The organism is Plantactinospora sp. B6F1 (genome assembly GCF_040120695.1).
Taxonomy (GTDB): domain Bacteria; phylum Actinomycetota; class Actinomycetes; order Mycobacteriales; family Micromonosporaceae; genus Plantactinospora.
This window is the reverse complement of the sequence record NZ_JBEEAC010000041.1, coordinates 45038-57986: the sequence shown is the minus strand read 5'-3', so window position 1 is coordinate 57986 and position 12949 is coordinate 45038. Positions and strand designations below refer to the sequence as shown.

The window sequence follows — 12949 nt, the reverse complement described above, 5'->3', positions numbered from 1 at the left end:
TGATCGCGGTCGGTACCAGCCTGCAGGAGTCGAAGCTGGAGAACCTGGGTCACCTGGGTGCCCGTAACGACCACGACTCGCAGGGCCTGTTCCAGCAGCGCCCGTCCTCGGGCTGGGGCTCGGTGGAGCAGATCACCGATCCGGAGTACTCCACCACCGCGTTCCTCAAGGGACTGAAGCAGGTTGACGGCTGGCAGAACCTGCCGCTGACCGTGGCCGCGCAGAAGGTACAGGTCTCGGCGTACCCCGACGCGTACGCACAGTGGGAGGACCAGGCCGCCGACCTGGTAGCCGACGCCTGGACCAACAGCTGACACACCACCCAACACCAACCCGCTGGCCGGGTCCCCACCACCGGGGACCCGGCCAGCGGCGTCTCCGGGGCGGATCGCACCCGTCATCCCACGACAGCGTGGTCCGGCTCAGGCAGGTCGCGCAGCCTCGGAATGGCGGTGGGCAGCACCCAGAGCAGCCCGGCGACCGCCCCGACGGTGGCGATCCAGAGCGTCGGGCGTACCCCGAGGGCGGCACCCAGGCTGCCACCCAGCACGGCGCCGACCGGCCTGATGCCGAAGTTGACGGTCCGCTTCGCCCCGGTGACCCGGGCGAGCAGCCGTTCCGGGGTGACCGCGACCTGTAGTGACCCGACGGTGATGTCCAGCATCATCACGCCGAGTCCGGAGAGGAACTCCGCGACGACGAGCGCGCCCAGCACCGCCGGGGTCGGCCCGCCGGCCAGCGGCACCAGCACCAGCGGGGCCGGGAAGAGTACGAAGCTGGCCAGCACGGTCCGGCCGATGCCGAACCGGCGCACGAGTCGACCGGTGAGCACCGCGCCGAGCAGCGCACCGACCGAACCGACCCCGATCACCAGCCCCAGCAGGCCGGGGGAGAGTCCCAGTTCGGTGCTGACGTAGAGCACGAACAGCGCGCTGAACATGTAGTTGAAGAGGTTCAGCGTGGTCGTGCCGAGCAGCAGCGAGCGGAGGATCGGGGAGCGGACGACGAACCGCAGCCCCTGCCCGATGCCAAGCCCGGTGCCGTCGTCGGCCGGGGCCGGCTCCGTGGGCCGGGTCGGCCCGATCCGGGCCAGGAAGAGCGCCGAGACCAGGTACGACACCGCGTCGGCGAGCAGCGCCACGGGAGCGGAGAGGGTCTGCACCAGAACTCCACCCGCGCTCGGCCCGGCGACGTACGACATCGCCCGGCTGCCGTTGGTCAGCGCGTTCGCGTCGACGTAGTCCCTGCGGGGCACCAGCGAGACGAAGAGGGCGCTGTGCGCGACCTCGAAGAGCACCGCCAGGGTGCCGGTCAGGAAGGCCACCGCGTAGAGCTGGTTGAGGGAGAGCGCCCCGAACAGGTACGCCACCGGCACGGCAGCGAGCAGCACCGCCCGGCCGAGGTCGGCGAGGACCATCACCCGGCGCTTGTGCGGGTAGCGGTCGATCCAGGCGCCGAGGAGCAGCGAGAAGAGCAGGTTCGGGATCAGCGCGGCGGCGGTCAGGTAGCCCATCTCGGCAGGTCCGGCGTCGGTGCCGAGCACCGCCAGCAGGGGCAGGGCGAGCGCGGAGATCTGGTCGCCGAAGAGTGACACGGTCTGGGCCGACCAGTACCGCCGGAACGGTGCCTGGCGGAGCAGGTGCGGCACCCGGTGCCGGCGGCGGTGCGCCGCCACCGGTGGGGTGAGGGTGCCGGTCATCGTCCCGGCTCGCCGGCCGGCTTCGGTGGCGGATCGCTGGGCACGACCAGTTGGATGAGGCCGATCGCCCGGGAGCCCTCGGGCCGGGTCGACGGGTCGGTCAGCCGTTCGTCGTACTCGGCGAGCAGGGCTTCGATCCGTCGGGTCAGTTCGGCCAGTTCCGCCGCGGTGACGTGCACGAGCGCGTCGCCGAAGCCGAGCACCGCACGCCAGTCCGCCGGTTCGTAGGCCCGTCGGGCCAGGTGCGCCCGGGCCCGGGCGACGTAGTGGTCCAGGATCATCGCGTTGAGGTGGTTGGCCGCTGCCCGGGTCTCCGGATCGTCGGAGAGGTCGTCCCAGGAGGTGCTGAGCGCGGTCGCCTGCCAGGGTCGCTCCCGGGCGTCTGCGCCCTCGGACCGTTCGGCGAGACCGTACTTGGCGAGCTGGCGCAGGTGGTAGGAGCAGTTCGGCACGCTCTCGTCGAGCCGGTCGGCGGCCTGGGTCGCGGTCAGTGGGCCCTCCCGGCGGAGCAGCCCGAGCAGGGCTATCCGGAGCGGGTGCGCGTACCCCCGCAGGGCTCGGGGGTCGGTGAGTTGGATCTCCGGCCTCGACATACCCTAAAGATATCTCTAGAAAGACTTCTCTAGCAAATGTCGGCGTTCACTCGCCCGGGCCCGGTGGCCGGGGAGATCCCGACGGCCGGGTAGATTACGTCTCCTACCTCGCCGGGTGGTCGACCCTCGCCGGACCCGCCCCCGGGCGGCGTACCGTCGATCCGGCAGGCGGGTATGGCTGGGGGTGGAACATGAGTGAGACTCGGCTGGTAGCCGACGAGTCGCCGACGGGCGCGGAAGACCAGAACAGGGAGTTCGGGGGAGAACCGGCATCGGACCTCGGGCGGCCGACGCGGGCCCGGTCCGCGGCGGAGGCGGCGGAACCGACCCGCTCGGACACCACCCTGGTGGTGGTTACCGGGGTCTCCGGCGGCGGCCGCAGCACCGTCGCCCGGGCACTGGAGAACGTCGGCTTCTACGTGGTGGATAACCTGCCCCAGGCGTTGATGATCGACATGGCCGAGTTGGCGTTCCGGGCCGGTGGTGCGGCCCGGAAGACCGCCATGGTGCTCGACGTACGCAGCCGGGCGTTCTCCACCGACCTCGCCGGGGCGATCCGGGCGCTCAAGGACCGCGGCTTCCAGCCCCGGGTGGTCTTCGTGGACGCCGACGACGAGGTGCTGATCCGGCGCTTCGAGAGCGTTCGGCGCTCGCACCCGCTCCAGGCCGACGGCCGGCTGGCCGACGGCATCGCGATAGAGCGTGGCCTGCTGGAGGAGGCTCGCGACCAGGCCGATGTGATCATCGACACCTCGCACCTGAACGTGAACCAGCTCCGCCGCCGGGTCGAGGAGCTGTTCGGCGGCGAGGACGCCCGCCGGCTCCGGGTGACCGTGCTCTCCTTCGGCTTCAAGTACGGCCTTCCCCCGGACGCCGACTTCGTGCTCGACGCCCGCTTCCTGCCCAACCCGTACTGGGTACCGGAGTTGCGCGAGCACACCGGCCGGGAGGAGGACGTCAGCCGGTACGTGCTCGGCCAGCGCGGCGCGGTGACCTTCGTCGAGACGTACGCCCGGTTGATCAACGCGACCGCGCCCGGCTTCGAGCGGGAGGGGAAGCGCTACCTGACCGTGGCGGTCGGCTGCACCGGCGGCAAGCACCGCAGCGTGGCGATCGCCGAGGAACTGGCCGCCCGGCTGCGCCAGGCCCGGATCTCGGCCACGGCGCACCACCGTGATCTGGGGCGCGAGTGAACCTTTCCCGACCTGATCGGCGACAGCGGGTGGTCGCCTTCGGCGGCGGCCACGGCCTGGCGGCGTCGCTGCGGGCGCTGCGCCGCTGCGCTCCCGAGTTGGACCTCGACATCACCGCGGTGGTGACCGTCGGCGACGACGGCGGTTCCAGCGGGCGACTGCGGCTCGAACGCGGCGCGCTGCCCCCCGGTGACCTGCGGCAGGCGCTGGTCGCGCTGGCCGCCGAGGAACCCGGCACCCGGCGCAGCGCCGCGCTGTTCCAGCACCGGTTCGTCGGCAGCGGCCCGCGTCCCGACCCGCTGGCCGGGCACGCCGTCGGCAACCTGGTGCTCTGTGGGCTGATGGAGCTGCTCGGCGACCCGGTGGCCGCCCTCGACCACGCCGCCGCCATGCTCGGCGCGATCGGTCGGGTGCTGCCGATGGCCTGCCAGCCGGTCGGCATCGAGGCCCGGGTCCGCGGCGCCGACCCGCGCCGGCCCAGCGCGGTGCAGACGGTACGCGGACAGCACGCGGTGGCGGTGACCGACGGCCGGGTCGAGTCGGTCCGGCTCACCCCGGAGGGGCCGATCGCCTGCCCGCAGGCGGTGGCGGCGGTTCGCGAGGCCGACTGGCTGATCTTCGGCCCGGGAAGCTGGTACACCAGCGTCATCCCGCACCTGCTGGTGCCGGAGCTGGCCGCGGCGATGGTGGCCAGCCCGGCCCGCCGGCTGGTGACGCTCAACCTCGCCAACGAGGCGGAGACGCTCGGCCTCTCCCTCGCCGACCACCTGGCGGCGCTCGGCTGGTACCTGCCCGGGCTCACCGTCGACGTGGTACTGGCGGACGGAAAGGCGGTGGGTGACCCCGAACCGGTACATCGTGCGGCAGAATCCCTGGGTGCGCGGCTCGTGCTCGCCCCGGTGGCCGTACCGGACGGCGGGCCCCAGCACGATCCGGCAGCGCTGGGCGCCGCGCTGGTGCCTCTCCTGGGCGCCGATCGTTAAGCACCTACGAATCAACAACCAAGCACCTACGAATCACCGGCACCCGCCGGGACCGGCCCACGAGGTGACGACAAGATGGCGATGACGGCTGCGGTCAAGGACGAGCTGAGCCGGGTGGACGTACCCAAGCCCTGCTGTCGGCGGGCGGAGATGGCCGCCCTGCTGCGCTTCGCGGGCGGACTGCACATCGTCTCCGGACGGGTGGTGGTCGAGGCGGAGCTCGACACCGGCGCGGTGGCCCGCCGGCTGCGTCGGGAGATCGCCGAGGTCTACGGATATCCGAGCGAGATCCACGTACTCGCCTCCGGTGGGCTGCGCAAGGGCAGCCACTACATCGTCCGGGTGGTCAAGGACGGCGAGGCGCTGGCCCGGCAGACCGGCCTGCTCGACGTACGCGGCCGGCCGGTACGCGGGCTGCCCCCGCACGTGGTGGCGGCGAACGTCTGCTGCGCGGTCTCGGCCTGGCGGGGTGCCTTCATGGCGCACGGCTCGCTGACCGAACCGGGCCGCTCCTGCGCGCTGGAGATCACCTGTCCCGGTCCGGAGACCGCGCTCGCCCTGGTCGGGGCGGCCCGGCGGATCGGCATCACCGCGAAGTACCGCGAGGTGCGCGGGGTGGACCGGGTGGTGGTCAAGGACGGCGACGCGATCGCCGCGCTGCTGACCAGGATCGGCGCGCACTCCAGCGTGCTCTCCTGGGAGGAGCGCCGGGTACGCCGCGAGGTGCGGGCCACCGCCAACCGGCTGGCCAACTTCGACGACGCCAACCTGCGCCGCTCGGCCCGGGCCGCGGTCGCCGCCGCCGCCCGGGTGACCCGGGCCCTGGAGATCCTCGCCGAGGACGCCCCGAACCACCTCACCTCGGCCGGCCGGTTGCGGCTGGAACACCGGCAGGCGTCCCTTGAGGAGTTGGGCGCCCTGGCCGACCCCCCACTGACCAAGGACGCGATCGCCGGGCGCATCCGCCGGCTGCTGGCCCTGGCCGACAAGCGCGCCCGTGACCTGGGAATCCCGGACACCGAGGCGGCGGTCACCCCGGACATGCTGGCGGTCTGACGCTCTCCGGCGCGGTACCGTACCGCCGTCGGTGGAGTCGATTGGCCGGATTGTGCCCCGACGCAACGCGCAGCGGCGCGCTCGGATAAGGTCGCAGCGTACGGCGACGGGGCCGGTACCGGCCTTCTCCGCCGTGCTGACCGCCCAGAGGTCGCGGTGAGACGGCCGGGGTGACATCCAGCGGCCGGCTCCAACGGTCGGCGCGCCCACCTTCGCCGCCGCGCGCTCTCACCGGCGGTGAACCGAAACACACGAGGAGATGGACCCAGTGACCATCCGGGTTGGCATCAACGGATTCGGCCGGATCGGCCGCAACTTCTTCCGCGCGGTGCTCGCGTCGGGCGCCGACGTCGAGGTGGTCGGCGCCAACGACCTGACCGACAACGCCACGCTGGCGCACCTGGTCAAGTACGACAGCATCCTCGGCCGGCTGCCGCAGGAGGTCAAGGCGAGCGCCGACGAGATCAGCGTCGGCGGGCACACCATGAAGGTCTTCGCCGAGAAGGACCCGGGCAAGCTGCCCTGGGGCGACCTCGGCGCCGACGTGGTGATCGAGTCGACCGGCTTCTTCACCGACGCCACCAAGGCGAAGGCGCACATCGACGGCGGCGCCAAGAAGGTGATCATCTCGGCGCCGGCCAAGAACGAGGACGTCACGGTCGTGATGGGGGTCAACCACCAGAAGTACGACCCGGCCAAGCACAACATCATCTCCAACGCCTCCTGCACCACCAACTGCCTCGCGCCGATGGCGAAGGTGCTGCAGGACACGGTGGGCATCGAGAAGGGGCTGATGACCACCATCCACGCGTACACCCAGGACCAGAACCTCCAGGACGGCCCGCACAAGGACCTCCGCCGGGCCCGGGCCGCCGCGCTGAACATCGTGCCGACCTCGACCGGTGCCGCCAAGGCGATCGGCCTGGTGCTGCCGGACCTCAAGGGCAGGCTGGACGGCTTCGCGCTGCGGGTGCCGATCCCGACCGGCTCGGCTACCGACCTGACGATCGAGGCCGGCCGGGACACCTCGGTCGAGGAGATCAACGCCGCGATGAAGGCCGCCGCCGAGGGTCAGCTGAAGGGCATCCTCACCTACACCGAGGACGAGATCGTCTCCGCCGACATCGTCACCGACCCGGCCTCGTGCATCTTCGACTCCGGGCTGACCAAGGTGATCGGCAACCAGGTCAAGGTCGTCGGCTGGTACGACAACGAGTGGGGCTACTCCAACCGCCTCGTCGACCTGGTCAAACTGGTGGGTACTGGGCTGTGAGCATCCGCAACCTCGACGATCTGCTCGCCGAGGGGGTCTCGGGTCGGCGCGTGCTGGTGCGCGCCGACCTGAACGTGCCCCTCGACAAGCAGACCGGGCAGATCACCGACGACGGCCGGATCCGGGCCGTGCTGCCGACGCTGACCGCGCTGCGGGACGCCGGGGCCGCCGTCGTCGTCTGTTCCCACCTGGGCCGCCCCAAGGGGGCGCCCGACCCGAAGTACAGCCTCGCCCCGGTCGCGGCCCGGCTCGGCGAGCTGCTCGGCACCGAGGTCGCGTTCGCCACCGACACGGTCGGCGAGTCGGCCCGCAAGGCGGTCGAGGGGCTCGGCGACGGCCAGGTCGCGCTGCTGGAGAACCTGCGCTTCAACGCCGGCGAGACCAGCAAGGACGCCGACGAGCGGGGCGCCTTCGCCGACCAGCTCGCCGCGTTCGCCTCGGCGTACGTCGACGACGCGTTCGGCGCCGTGCACCGCAGGCACGCCAGCGTCTACGACGTACCGGCCCGGCTGCCGCACTTCGCCGGCCGGCTGGTGCTGCGCGAGGTCGAGGTGCTGGCCCGGCTGCGGCACGAGCCGGACCGCCCCTACGTGGTGGTGCTCGGCGGCTCCAAGGTCTCCGACAAGCTCGCCGTGATCGAGGCGCTGCTGCCCACCGTCGACCGGCTGCTGATCGGCGGCGGCATGTGCTTCACCTTCCTGCGTGCCCAGGGGCACGAGGTGGGGAAGTCGCTGCTCGAGGAGGAGATGCTCGACACCTGCCGGGACCTGCTGGAGCGGGGCGCCGACCGGATCGTGCTCCCGGTCGACGTGGTGGCGGCGAGCGAGTTCAGCGCCGACGCCGACCACGACACCGTGCCGGTGAACGCGATCCCGGCCGACCGGCTCGGCCTGGACATCGGCCCCCGGACCGTCGCGGAGTTCGCCGACATCGCCGGTACGGCCCGGATGGTCTTCTGGAACGGCCCGATGGGCGTCTTCGAACTGGCCCCGTTCGCCGCCGGTACCCGTGGGGTCGCCGAGGCGATCATCTCGGTCAAGGGCTTCACGGTGGTCGGTGGCGGTGACTCCGCCGCGGCCGTCCGCGCGCTCGGTCTGGACGAGTCGTCGTTCGGGCACATCTCGACCGGCGGGGGAGCCTCGCTGGAGTACCTGGAGGGCAAGGCCCTCCCCGGCATCGTCGCTCTGGAGCAGTAGTGGCCACCCCCGCACCCACCCGCCGCCCCCTGATGGCCGGCAACTGGAAGATGAACCTCAACCACCGGGAAGCCAACCTGCTGATCCAGAAGCTCGCCGCGAGCCTCAACGAGAAGCAGCTGACCGACGTGGAGACGGTGGTGCTGCCGCCGTACACCGACCTGCGGACGGTGCAGACCCTGGTCGACGGCGACAAGCTGCTGATCGGGTACGGCGCGCAGGACATCTCGCCGCACAAGGGCGGGGCGTACACCGGGGAGATCTCGGGTGCGCTGCTGGCCGCGCTGGGCTGCACGTACGTGGTGGTCGGGCACTCGGAGCGGCGGACGTACCACCACGAGGACGACGCGCTGGTCAACGCCAAGGTGAAGGCCGCACTGGCCAGCGAGCTGACCCCGATCGTCTGCGTCGGTGAGGGCCTGGACATCCGCGAGCAGGACGGGCAGGTGGCGTACGTGCGCGGCCAGCTCGACGGTTCGCTGGCCGGGTTGACCGCCGAGCAGGTGAGCAAGCTGGTCGTCGCGTACGAGCCGGTCTGGGCGATCGGCACCGGCAAGACCGCCACTCCGGAGAACGCCCAGGAGGTGTGCGGCGCGATCCGGCAGCGGATCGCCGAGGTGCACGGTCAGCAGACCGCCGACCAGGTCCGGGTGCTCTACGGCGGGTCGGTGAAGGCGGCCAACATCGCCGCGATCATGGCGCAGCCGGACGTGGACGGCGCACTGGTCGGTGGGGCGAGCCTGGACGCCGAGGAGTTCGCACAGATCTGCCGGTTCCCGGAGCACATCGCGCGCTGACGGTCGCTATCCTTGACGAGCCCCGCGTAGCTGAGAGGACTGACCCCTACCATGCCGATCTGGTTCGCATACACGTTGGTCGTGTTGCTGGTGATCACGAGCGTGCTGCTCACCTTGCTGATCCTGCTGCACCGGGGCAAGGGTGGCGGGATGTCGAGCATGTTCGGCGGAGGGGTCAGCTCCAGCCTGGCCGGCTCCTCGGTGGCCGAGAAGAACCTCGACCGATACACCGTTCTGGTGGGCCTTGTCTGGTTCGCCTGCATCGTCGGACTGGGTCTCTGGCTGCGTCTCGCCGAGACGACCTGACGACCCGGGCGTACAAACTGCGCGCGGTCCGCTAACGTGGGCCGCGCGCAGTTTGTCATACCCCGCAGGGGACCCCCTCTGACGAACGGAGCGAGCAGTCGTGCCCAGTGGCAGTGCCATCCGTGGCAGCCGAGTCGGTGCCGGCCCAGCCCGGCCGACCGAGCGATGCGAACCGGCCCCCCGCCGTGCGGTCACCTACTGGTGCGGCAGCGGACACATCCTGGAGATCCTGTTGGCGGCCGAGGCCGAGACGCCGGAGACCTGGGACTGTCCGCACTGCGGGCAGCCGGCCGGACAGGACGTGCAGAATCCACCTGGGCGGCAGCGGGCGGAGCCGTACAAGTCGCACCTGGCGTACGTGAAGGAGCGGCGCAGCGAGGCGGACGCCGAGGCGCTCCTCGCCGAGGCGTTGGCGGCGCTGCGGGCCCGGCGCGGCGAAGCCTGACCGGACCCGGGGCTGCCTGGCCTGACCGGGCCCGCAGGGTCGCGAGCCGTCCGCTCGCTCGCGGTGGCTGCTGCGCTCGCGGTGGCTGCCGCGGTCAGCGAAGGCTGCGGAAGCTCGGTCTCACCTCGGCCGCCGCCGCCCGGTCCAGCAGCCAGCGGGTCCGCTGCACCCCGGCGACCCCGGCCGCCGGCACCTGCACCGGCCCGGCGCCGTGCAGCGCCATCCCGACCGCGCGGGCCTTGCCGCCGCCGCTGGCGATCAGCCACACGTCCTCGGCGGTGTTGATGGCGCTCCGGGTCAGCGTGATCCGCACCGGCGGCGGCTTCGGGCTGCCCCGTACCGCGCTCACCGGCCGGCTCTCGTAGCCGACCGGGTGCTCCGGGAAGATCGAGGCGACGTGGCCGTCCTCGCCCACCCCGAGCATCAGTACGTCGAAGTAGGGCAGGGCGGCCGTACCCGGGCCGGCGGCCGCAGCGAGCTCGGCCGCGTACCGGGCCGCCGCCGCCTCCGGATCGGCACCGTCCGGGCCGTCCGAGGCGGGCATCGGGTGCACCCGGGCCTGCGGCAGCGCGTCGAGCAGCGCCTCCCGGGCCTGGGTCTCGTTGCGCTCCGGGTGCCCGGCCGGCAGGAAGCGTTCGTCACCCCACCAGACGTCGACCCGGGACCAGTCGACCGCGTCCCTGGCCGGCAGGTCGCGTACCGCCCGGTGCACCGCCGCCGCGATCCGCCCGCCGGTCAGCACGACGCTCGCCTCGCCCCGTTCCGCCTGGGCGTCGATGATCCTGACCAGCAGCCGGGCCGCGACCGCCTGGGCGAGCAGTTCGGGGTCGGCGTGCACCACCACCGTGGTCTCGGTCATGCCACCCCCTGCGGCTGCTTCGTCGGGTCCTTCCAGACGTGCACCCGCTGGGCCGGCCGGCGATCCAGCCCGGCGATCCCGGCGGCGGCACCCAACGCCTCGGCGTAGATCTGGTCCGGGTCGAGCCGGCGCAGTTCCTCGGCGAGTTCGTCGCCGAGCGGGCGGCGTACCAGCGGCAGATGCCGGTCGGCCTGCCCGCTACGCCGGAACGTCGCCTGGTTGTCGTCCCGGGTCAGCACCAGTTCGTCACCGTTGGCGCAGCGCAGCTCCACCGAGCGCATCCGGGGGAACTCGCTGGTGTGCTCCCAGTGTGGGTGCAGCCCCAGCCGGGCCTTCAGCCAGCCGATCATCAGGGCCGCGGTCGGGTCGGTGTGCGGCGCGACCACGGTGGCCGAGGTGATCCGGTTGCCCTCGGTGGTGTCGAACGCCCCGGCGACCAGGGTGCGCCACGGGGTGATCCGGGTCCAGGCGAGGTCGGTGTCGCCGGGTGCGTAGTCCCGGGCTCGCTGGCGCAGCGCCTCCACCGGATCGGCCGCCTGCGCCGAGTCGGTGATCCGGCGGTCCGCCACCACACCGAGGAAGTCGTTGGCGATCTCGGCCGGCGGTTCGCCGTGCCACCAGGTCACTACCGGTACGTCCGGAACCAGCAGCGGCATCACCACCGACTCGGCGTGCAGGGCGAGCCGGCCGTACATCCGGGTCACCACCGCCTCGCCCGGGCCGAGCCGGCCACCGACCACGATCTCGGCGTCCAGCCGGTTGCGGTCGCGTTCGATGTCGGAGCGGACGACCACCACCATCCGGCACGGGTGCGCGGCCGAGGCGATCGTCACCGCCGCCTCGGCCTCCCGGACCCGCGGCTCGTCGACGACGACGATCAGGGTCAGCGCCATCCCGCTGGCCACGCCGCCCGCGCTGCGCCGTTCGGCGGCCAGGGCCTTCACCACCTCGTTACCGGTGGTGTCCCACAAGCCGATCAACGGTGCCTCCTGGTTGTTGTCGTTGCGATCCTCGGCGGGTCACGCTCGCCGCCACGCCCGGCCCTCCCGGGCCAGCAGCTCGTCCGCGGCGCGGGGACCCCACTCGCCGGCCCGGTACGGCTCCGGCTTGCCGCCCTCCCATGCCTCCTCCAGCGGGTCGATGACCTGCCAGCTCTGCTCGACCTCGGCGGCGTCCGGGAAGAGCGTCCGGTCACCGATCAGCACGTCGAGCACCAGCCGCTCGTACGCCTCGGGACTGGCCTCGGTGAACGCCTCGCCGTACTGGAAGTCCATCGCGATGTCCCGGACCTCCATGGTGGTACCGGGAACCTTGGAGCCGAACTTGAGCACCACGCCCTCGTCGGGCTGGACCCGGATCACGAGCTGGTTGTTGCCGAGCATCTCCATGTCGGCGGGGTTGAAGGGCAGGTGCGGCGCCTTCTTGAACATGATGGCGACCTCGGTCACCCGGCGCGGCAACCGCTTGCCGGCCCGGATGTAGAACGGCACCCCGGCCCAGCGCCGGTTCTGGATGCCGAGCCGGACCGCCACGTACGTCTCGGTGGTCGACTCCGGCGGCACACCCTCCTCGTCGAGGTAGCCGACCGCCCGCTTGCCGGCCACCCAGCCGGGCAGGTACTGCCCGCGTACCGTGCCGGTGTGCACGTCCTCGGGCAGGGTGATCGCGCGCAGCACCTTCAGCTTCTCGGCCCGGATCTCGCTGGCGTCGAAGCTGGTCGGCTCCTCCATCGCCACCAGGGCGAGCAGTTGCAGGAGGTGGTTCTGCAGCACGTCCCGGGCGGTGCCGGTGGCGTCGTAGAAGCCGGCCCGGGTGCCGATCCCGACATCCTCGGCCATGGTGATCTGCACCGAGTCGACGTACTTCGAGTTCCACAGCGGCTCGAAGAGGCTGTTGGCGAAGCGCAGCGCGAGGATGTTCTGGACGGTCTCCTTGCCCAGGTAGTGGTCGATCCGGAACACGTCGTCCCGGGTGAAGACGTCGTCGACGAGGTCGTTGAGCGCCTTCGCCGAGGGCAGGTCGTGCCCGAACGGCTTCTCCACCACCACCCGCCGCCAGCCGCCGCACTTCTCGTTGTCGGCCATGCCGGTCCGGGCGAGCTGCTTGAGCACGGTCGGGAAGGCGGCCGGCGGGATGGAGAAGTAGAAGGCGGCGTTGCCGGCGATGCCGTGGCTGTCCCGCAGCTCGTCCAGGCAGTTCGCCACCTTGTCGAAGGCGTCGTCGTCGTCGAACGCGCCGCCGACGAACTTCATGTTGCCGGCGAGCCGGCCCCAGACCTCCTCGCGCCAGGGTGTCCGGGAGTGCGCCTGTGCGGCCTCCCGGGCCATCGTCTCGAAGTCGCCGTCGCCCCAGTCTCGCCGGGCGAACCCGAGCACCACGAAGCCCGGCGGCAGCAGTCCCCGGTTGGCCAGGTCGTAGACCGCCGGTAGCAGCTTCTTGCGGGCCAGGTCCCCGGTGACGCCGAAGATCACCAGTGCGCACGGCTCCGGGATCCGTGGCAACCGCCGGTCCTGCGGGTCGCGCAGCGGATTCACGTATCCCCCTCCTCG

At 72.0% G+C, this 12949-nt stretch carries 13 protein-coding genes and 1 pseudogene; 9 read left to right on the top strand and 5 right to left on the bottom strand.

Annotated elements, in window-relative coordinates; genetic code table 11:
- Window positions 1-314, top strand: a pseudogene (locus ABNF97_RS30625) (hypothetical protein); the annotation flags it as partial.
- A gap of 83 nt (window positions 315-397) precedes the next feature.
- On the opposite strand, the gene ABNF97_RS30620 reads toward ABNF97_RS30625, so the two are convergent.
- Window positions 398-1699, bottom strand: coding sequence for an MFS transporter (locus tag ABNF97_RS30620; protein WP_349340642.1), 1302 nt, complete (start codon window positions 1697-1699; stop codon window positions 398-400).
- Window positions 1696-2292, bottom strand: a complete 597-nt coding sequence (locus tag ABNF97_RS30615; protein ID WP_130460528.1) for a helix-turn-helix domain-containing protein — start codon at window positions 2290-2292, stop codon at window positions 1696-1698. Before ABNF97_RS30615 ends, ABNF97_RS30620 begins: the two co-directional genes overlap by 4 nt.
- A gap of 191 nt (window positions 2293-2483) precedes the next feature.
- On the opposite strand from ABNF97_RS30615, the gene rapZ reads away from it, so the two are divergent.
- The 8 genes from rapZ (at window position 2484) to ABNF97_RS30575 (ending at window position 9541) form a co-directional block, all read left to right on the top strand.
- Window positions 2484-3485, top strand: a complete 1002-nt coding sequence (gene rapZ / locus ABNF97_RS30610; RefSeq protein WP_130460527.1) for an RNase adapter RapZ — start codon at window positions 2484-2486, stop codon at window positions 3483-3485.
- On the top strand, window positions 3482-4468 hold the full coding sequence (locus tag ABNF97_RS30605; RefSeq protein WP_130460526.1) for a uridine diphosphate-N-acetylglucosamine-binding protein YvcK: 987 nt from the start codon (window positions 3482-3484) through the stop codon (window positions 4466-4468). The genes rapZ and ABNF97_RS30605 overlap by 4 nt, the downstream gene beginning before the upstream one ends.
- A 75-nt stretch (window positions 4469-4543) precedes the next feature.
- A complete protein-coding gene (gene whiA / locus ABNF97_RS30600) occupies window positions 4544-5524 on the top strand; it encodes a DNA-binding protein WhiA (protein WP_107263068.1) in 981 nt (326 codons plus the stop codon).
- 268 nt (window positions 5525-5792) lie between these two features.
- Window positions 5793-6797 (top strand): type I glyceraldehyde-3-phosphate dehydrogenase, encoded by a 1005-nt coding sequence (gap, locus tag ABNF97_RS30595; protein WP_130460525.1) that lies wholly within the window; start codon window positions 5793-5795, stop codon window positions 6795-6797.
- Window positions 6794-7993 carry a phosphoglycerate kinase gene (locus ABNF97_RS30590; RefSeq protein ID WP_130460524.1) on the top strand — a complete coding sequence of 400 codons (1200 nt, stop codon included), beginning with the start codon at window positions 6794-6796 and terminating at the stop codon, window positions 7991-7993. The genes gap and ABNF97_RS30590 overlap by 4 nt, the downstream gene beginning before the upstream one ends.
- Window positions 7994-8025: 32 nt before the next feature.
- Window positions 8026-8790 carry a triose-phosphate isomerase gene (gene tpiA, locus ABNF97_RS30585; protein WP_130465587.1) on the top strand — a complete coding sequence of 255 codons (765 nt, stop codon included), beginning with the start codon at window positions 8026-8028 and terminating at the stop codon, window positions 8788-8790.
- 51 nt (window positions 8791-8841) lie between these two features.
- Window positions 8842-9096: a preprotein translocase subunit SecG gene (gene secG / locus ABNF97_RS30580; RefSeq protein ID WP_130460523.1), complete on the top strand. Its 255-nt coding sequence runs from the start codon at window positions 8842-8844 to the stop codon at window positions 9094-9096.
- Window positions 9097-9196: 100 nt separating this feature from the next.
- Window positions 9197-9541 (top strand): RNA polymerase-binding protein RbpA, encoded by a 345-nt coding sequence (locus ABNF97_RS30575; RefSeq protein WP_130460522.1) that lies wholly within the window; start codon window positions 9197-9199, stop codon window positions 9539-9541.
- 94 nt (window positions 9542-9635) lie between these two features.
- Here the strand turns inward: ABNF97_RS30575 and pgl are convergent, their stop codons facing one another.
- From pgl to zwf, 3 genes are read right to left on the bottom strand one after another with little or no spacing between them, the layout of a single operon-like run.
- On the bottom strand, window positions 9636-10400 hold the full coding sequence (pgl, locus tag ABNF97_RS30570; RefSeq protein WP_130460521.1) for a 6-phosphogluconolactonase: 765 nt from the start codon (window positions 10398-10400) through the stop codon (window positions 9636-9638).
- Window positions 10397-11380 (bottom strand): glucose-6-phosphate dehydrogenase assembly protein OpcA, encoded by a 984-nt coding sequence (locus ABNF97_RS30565; RefSeq protein WP_130460520.1) that lies wholly within the window; start codon window positions 11378-11380, stop codon window positions 10397-10399. The genes pgl and ABNF97_RS30565 overlap by 4 nt, the downstream gene beginning before the upstream one ends.
- A gap of 39 nt (window positions 11381-11419) precedes the next feature.
- Complete coding sequence (gene zwf / locus ABNF97_RS30560) at window positions 11420-12934, bottom strand: glucose-6-phosphate dehydrogenase (RefSeq protein WP_130460519.1); 1515 nt, start codon at window positions 12932-12934, stop codon at window positions 11420-11422.
- Window positions 12935-12949 lie beyond the last annotated feature (15 nt).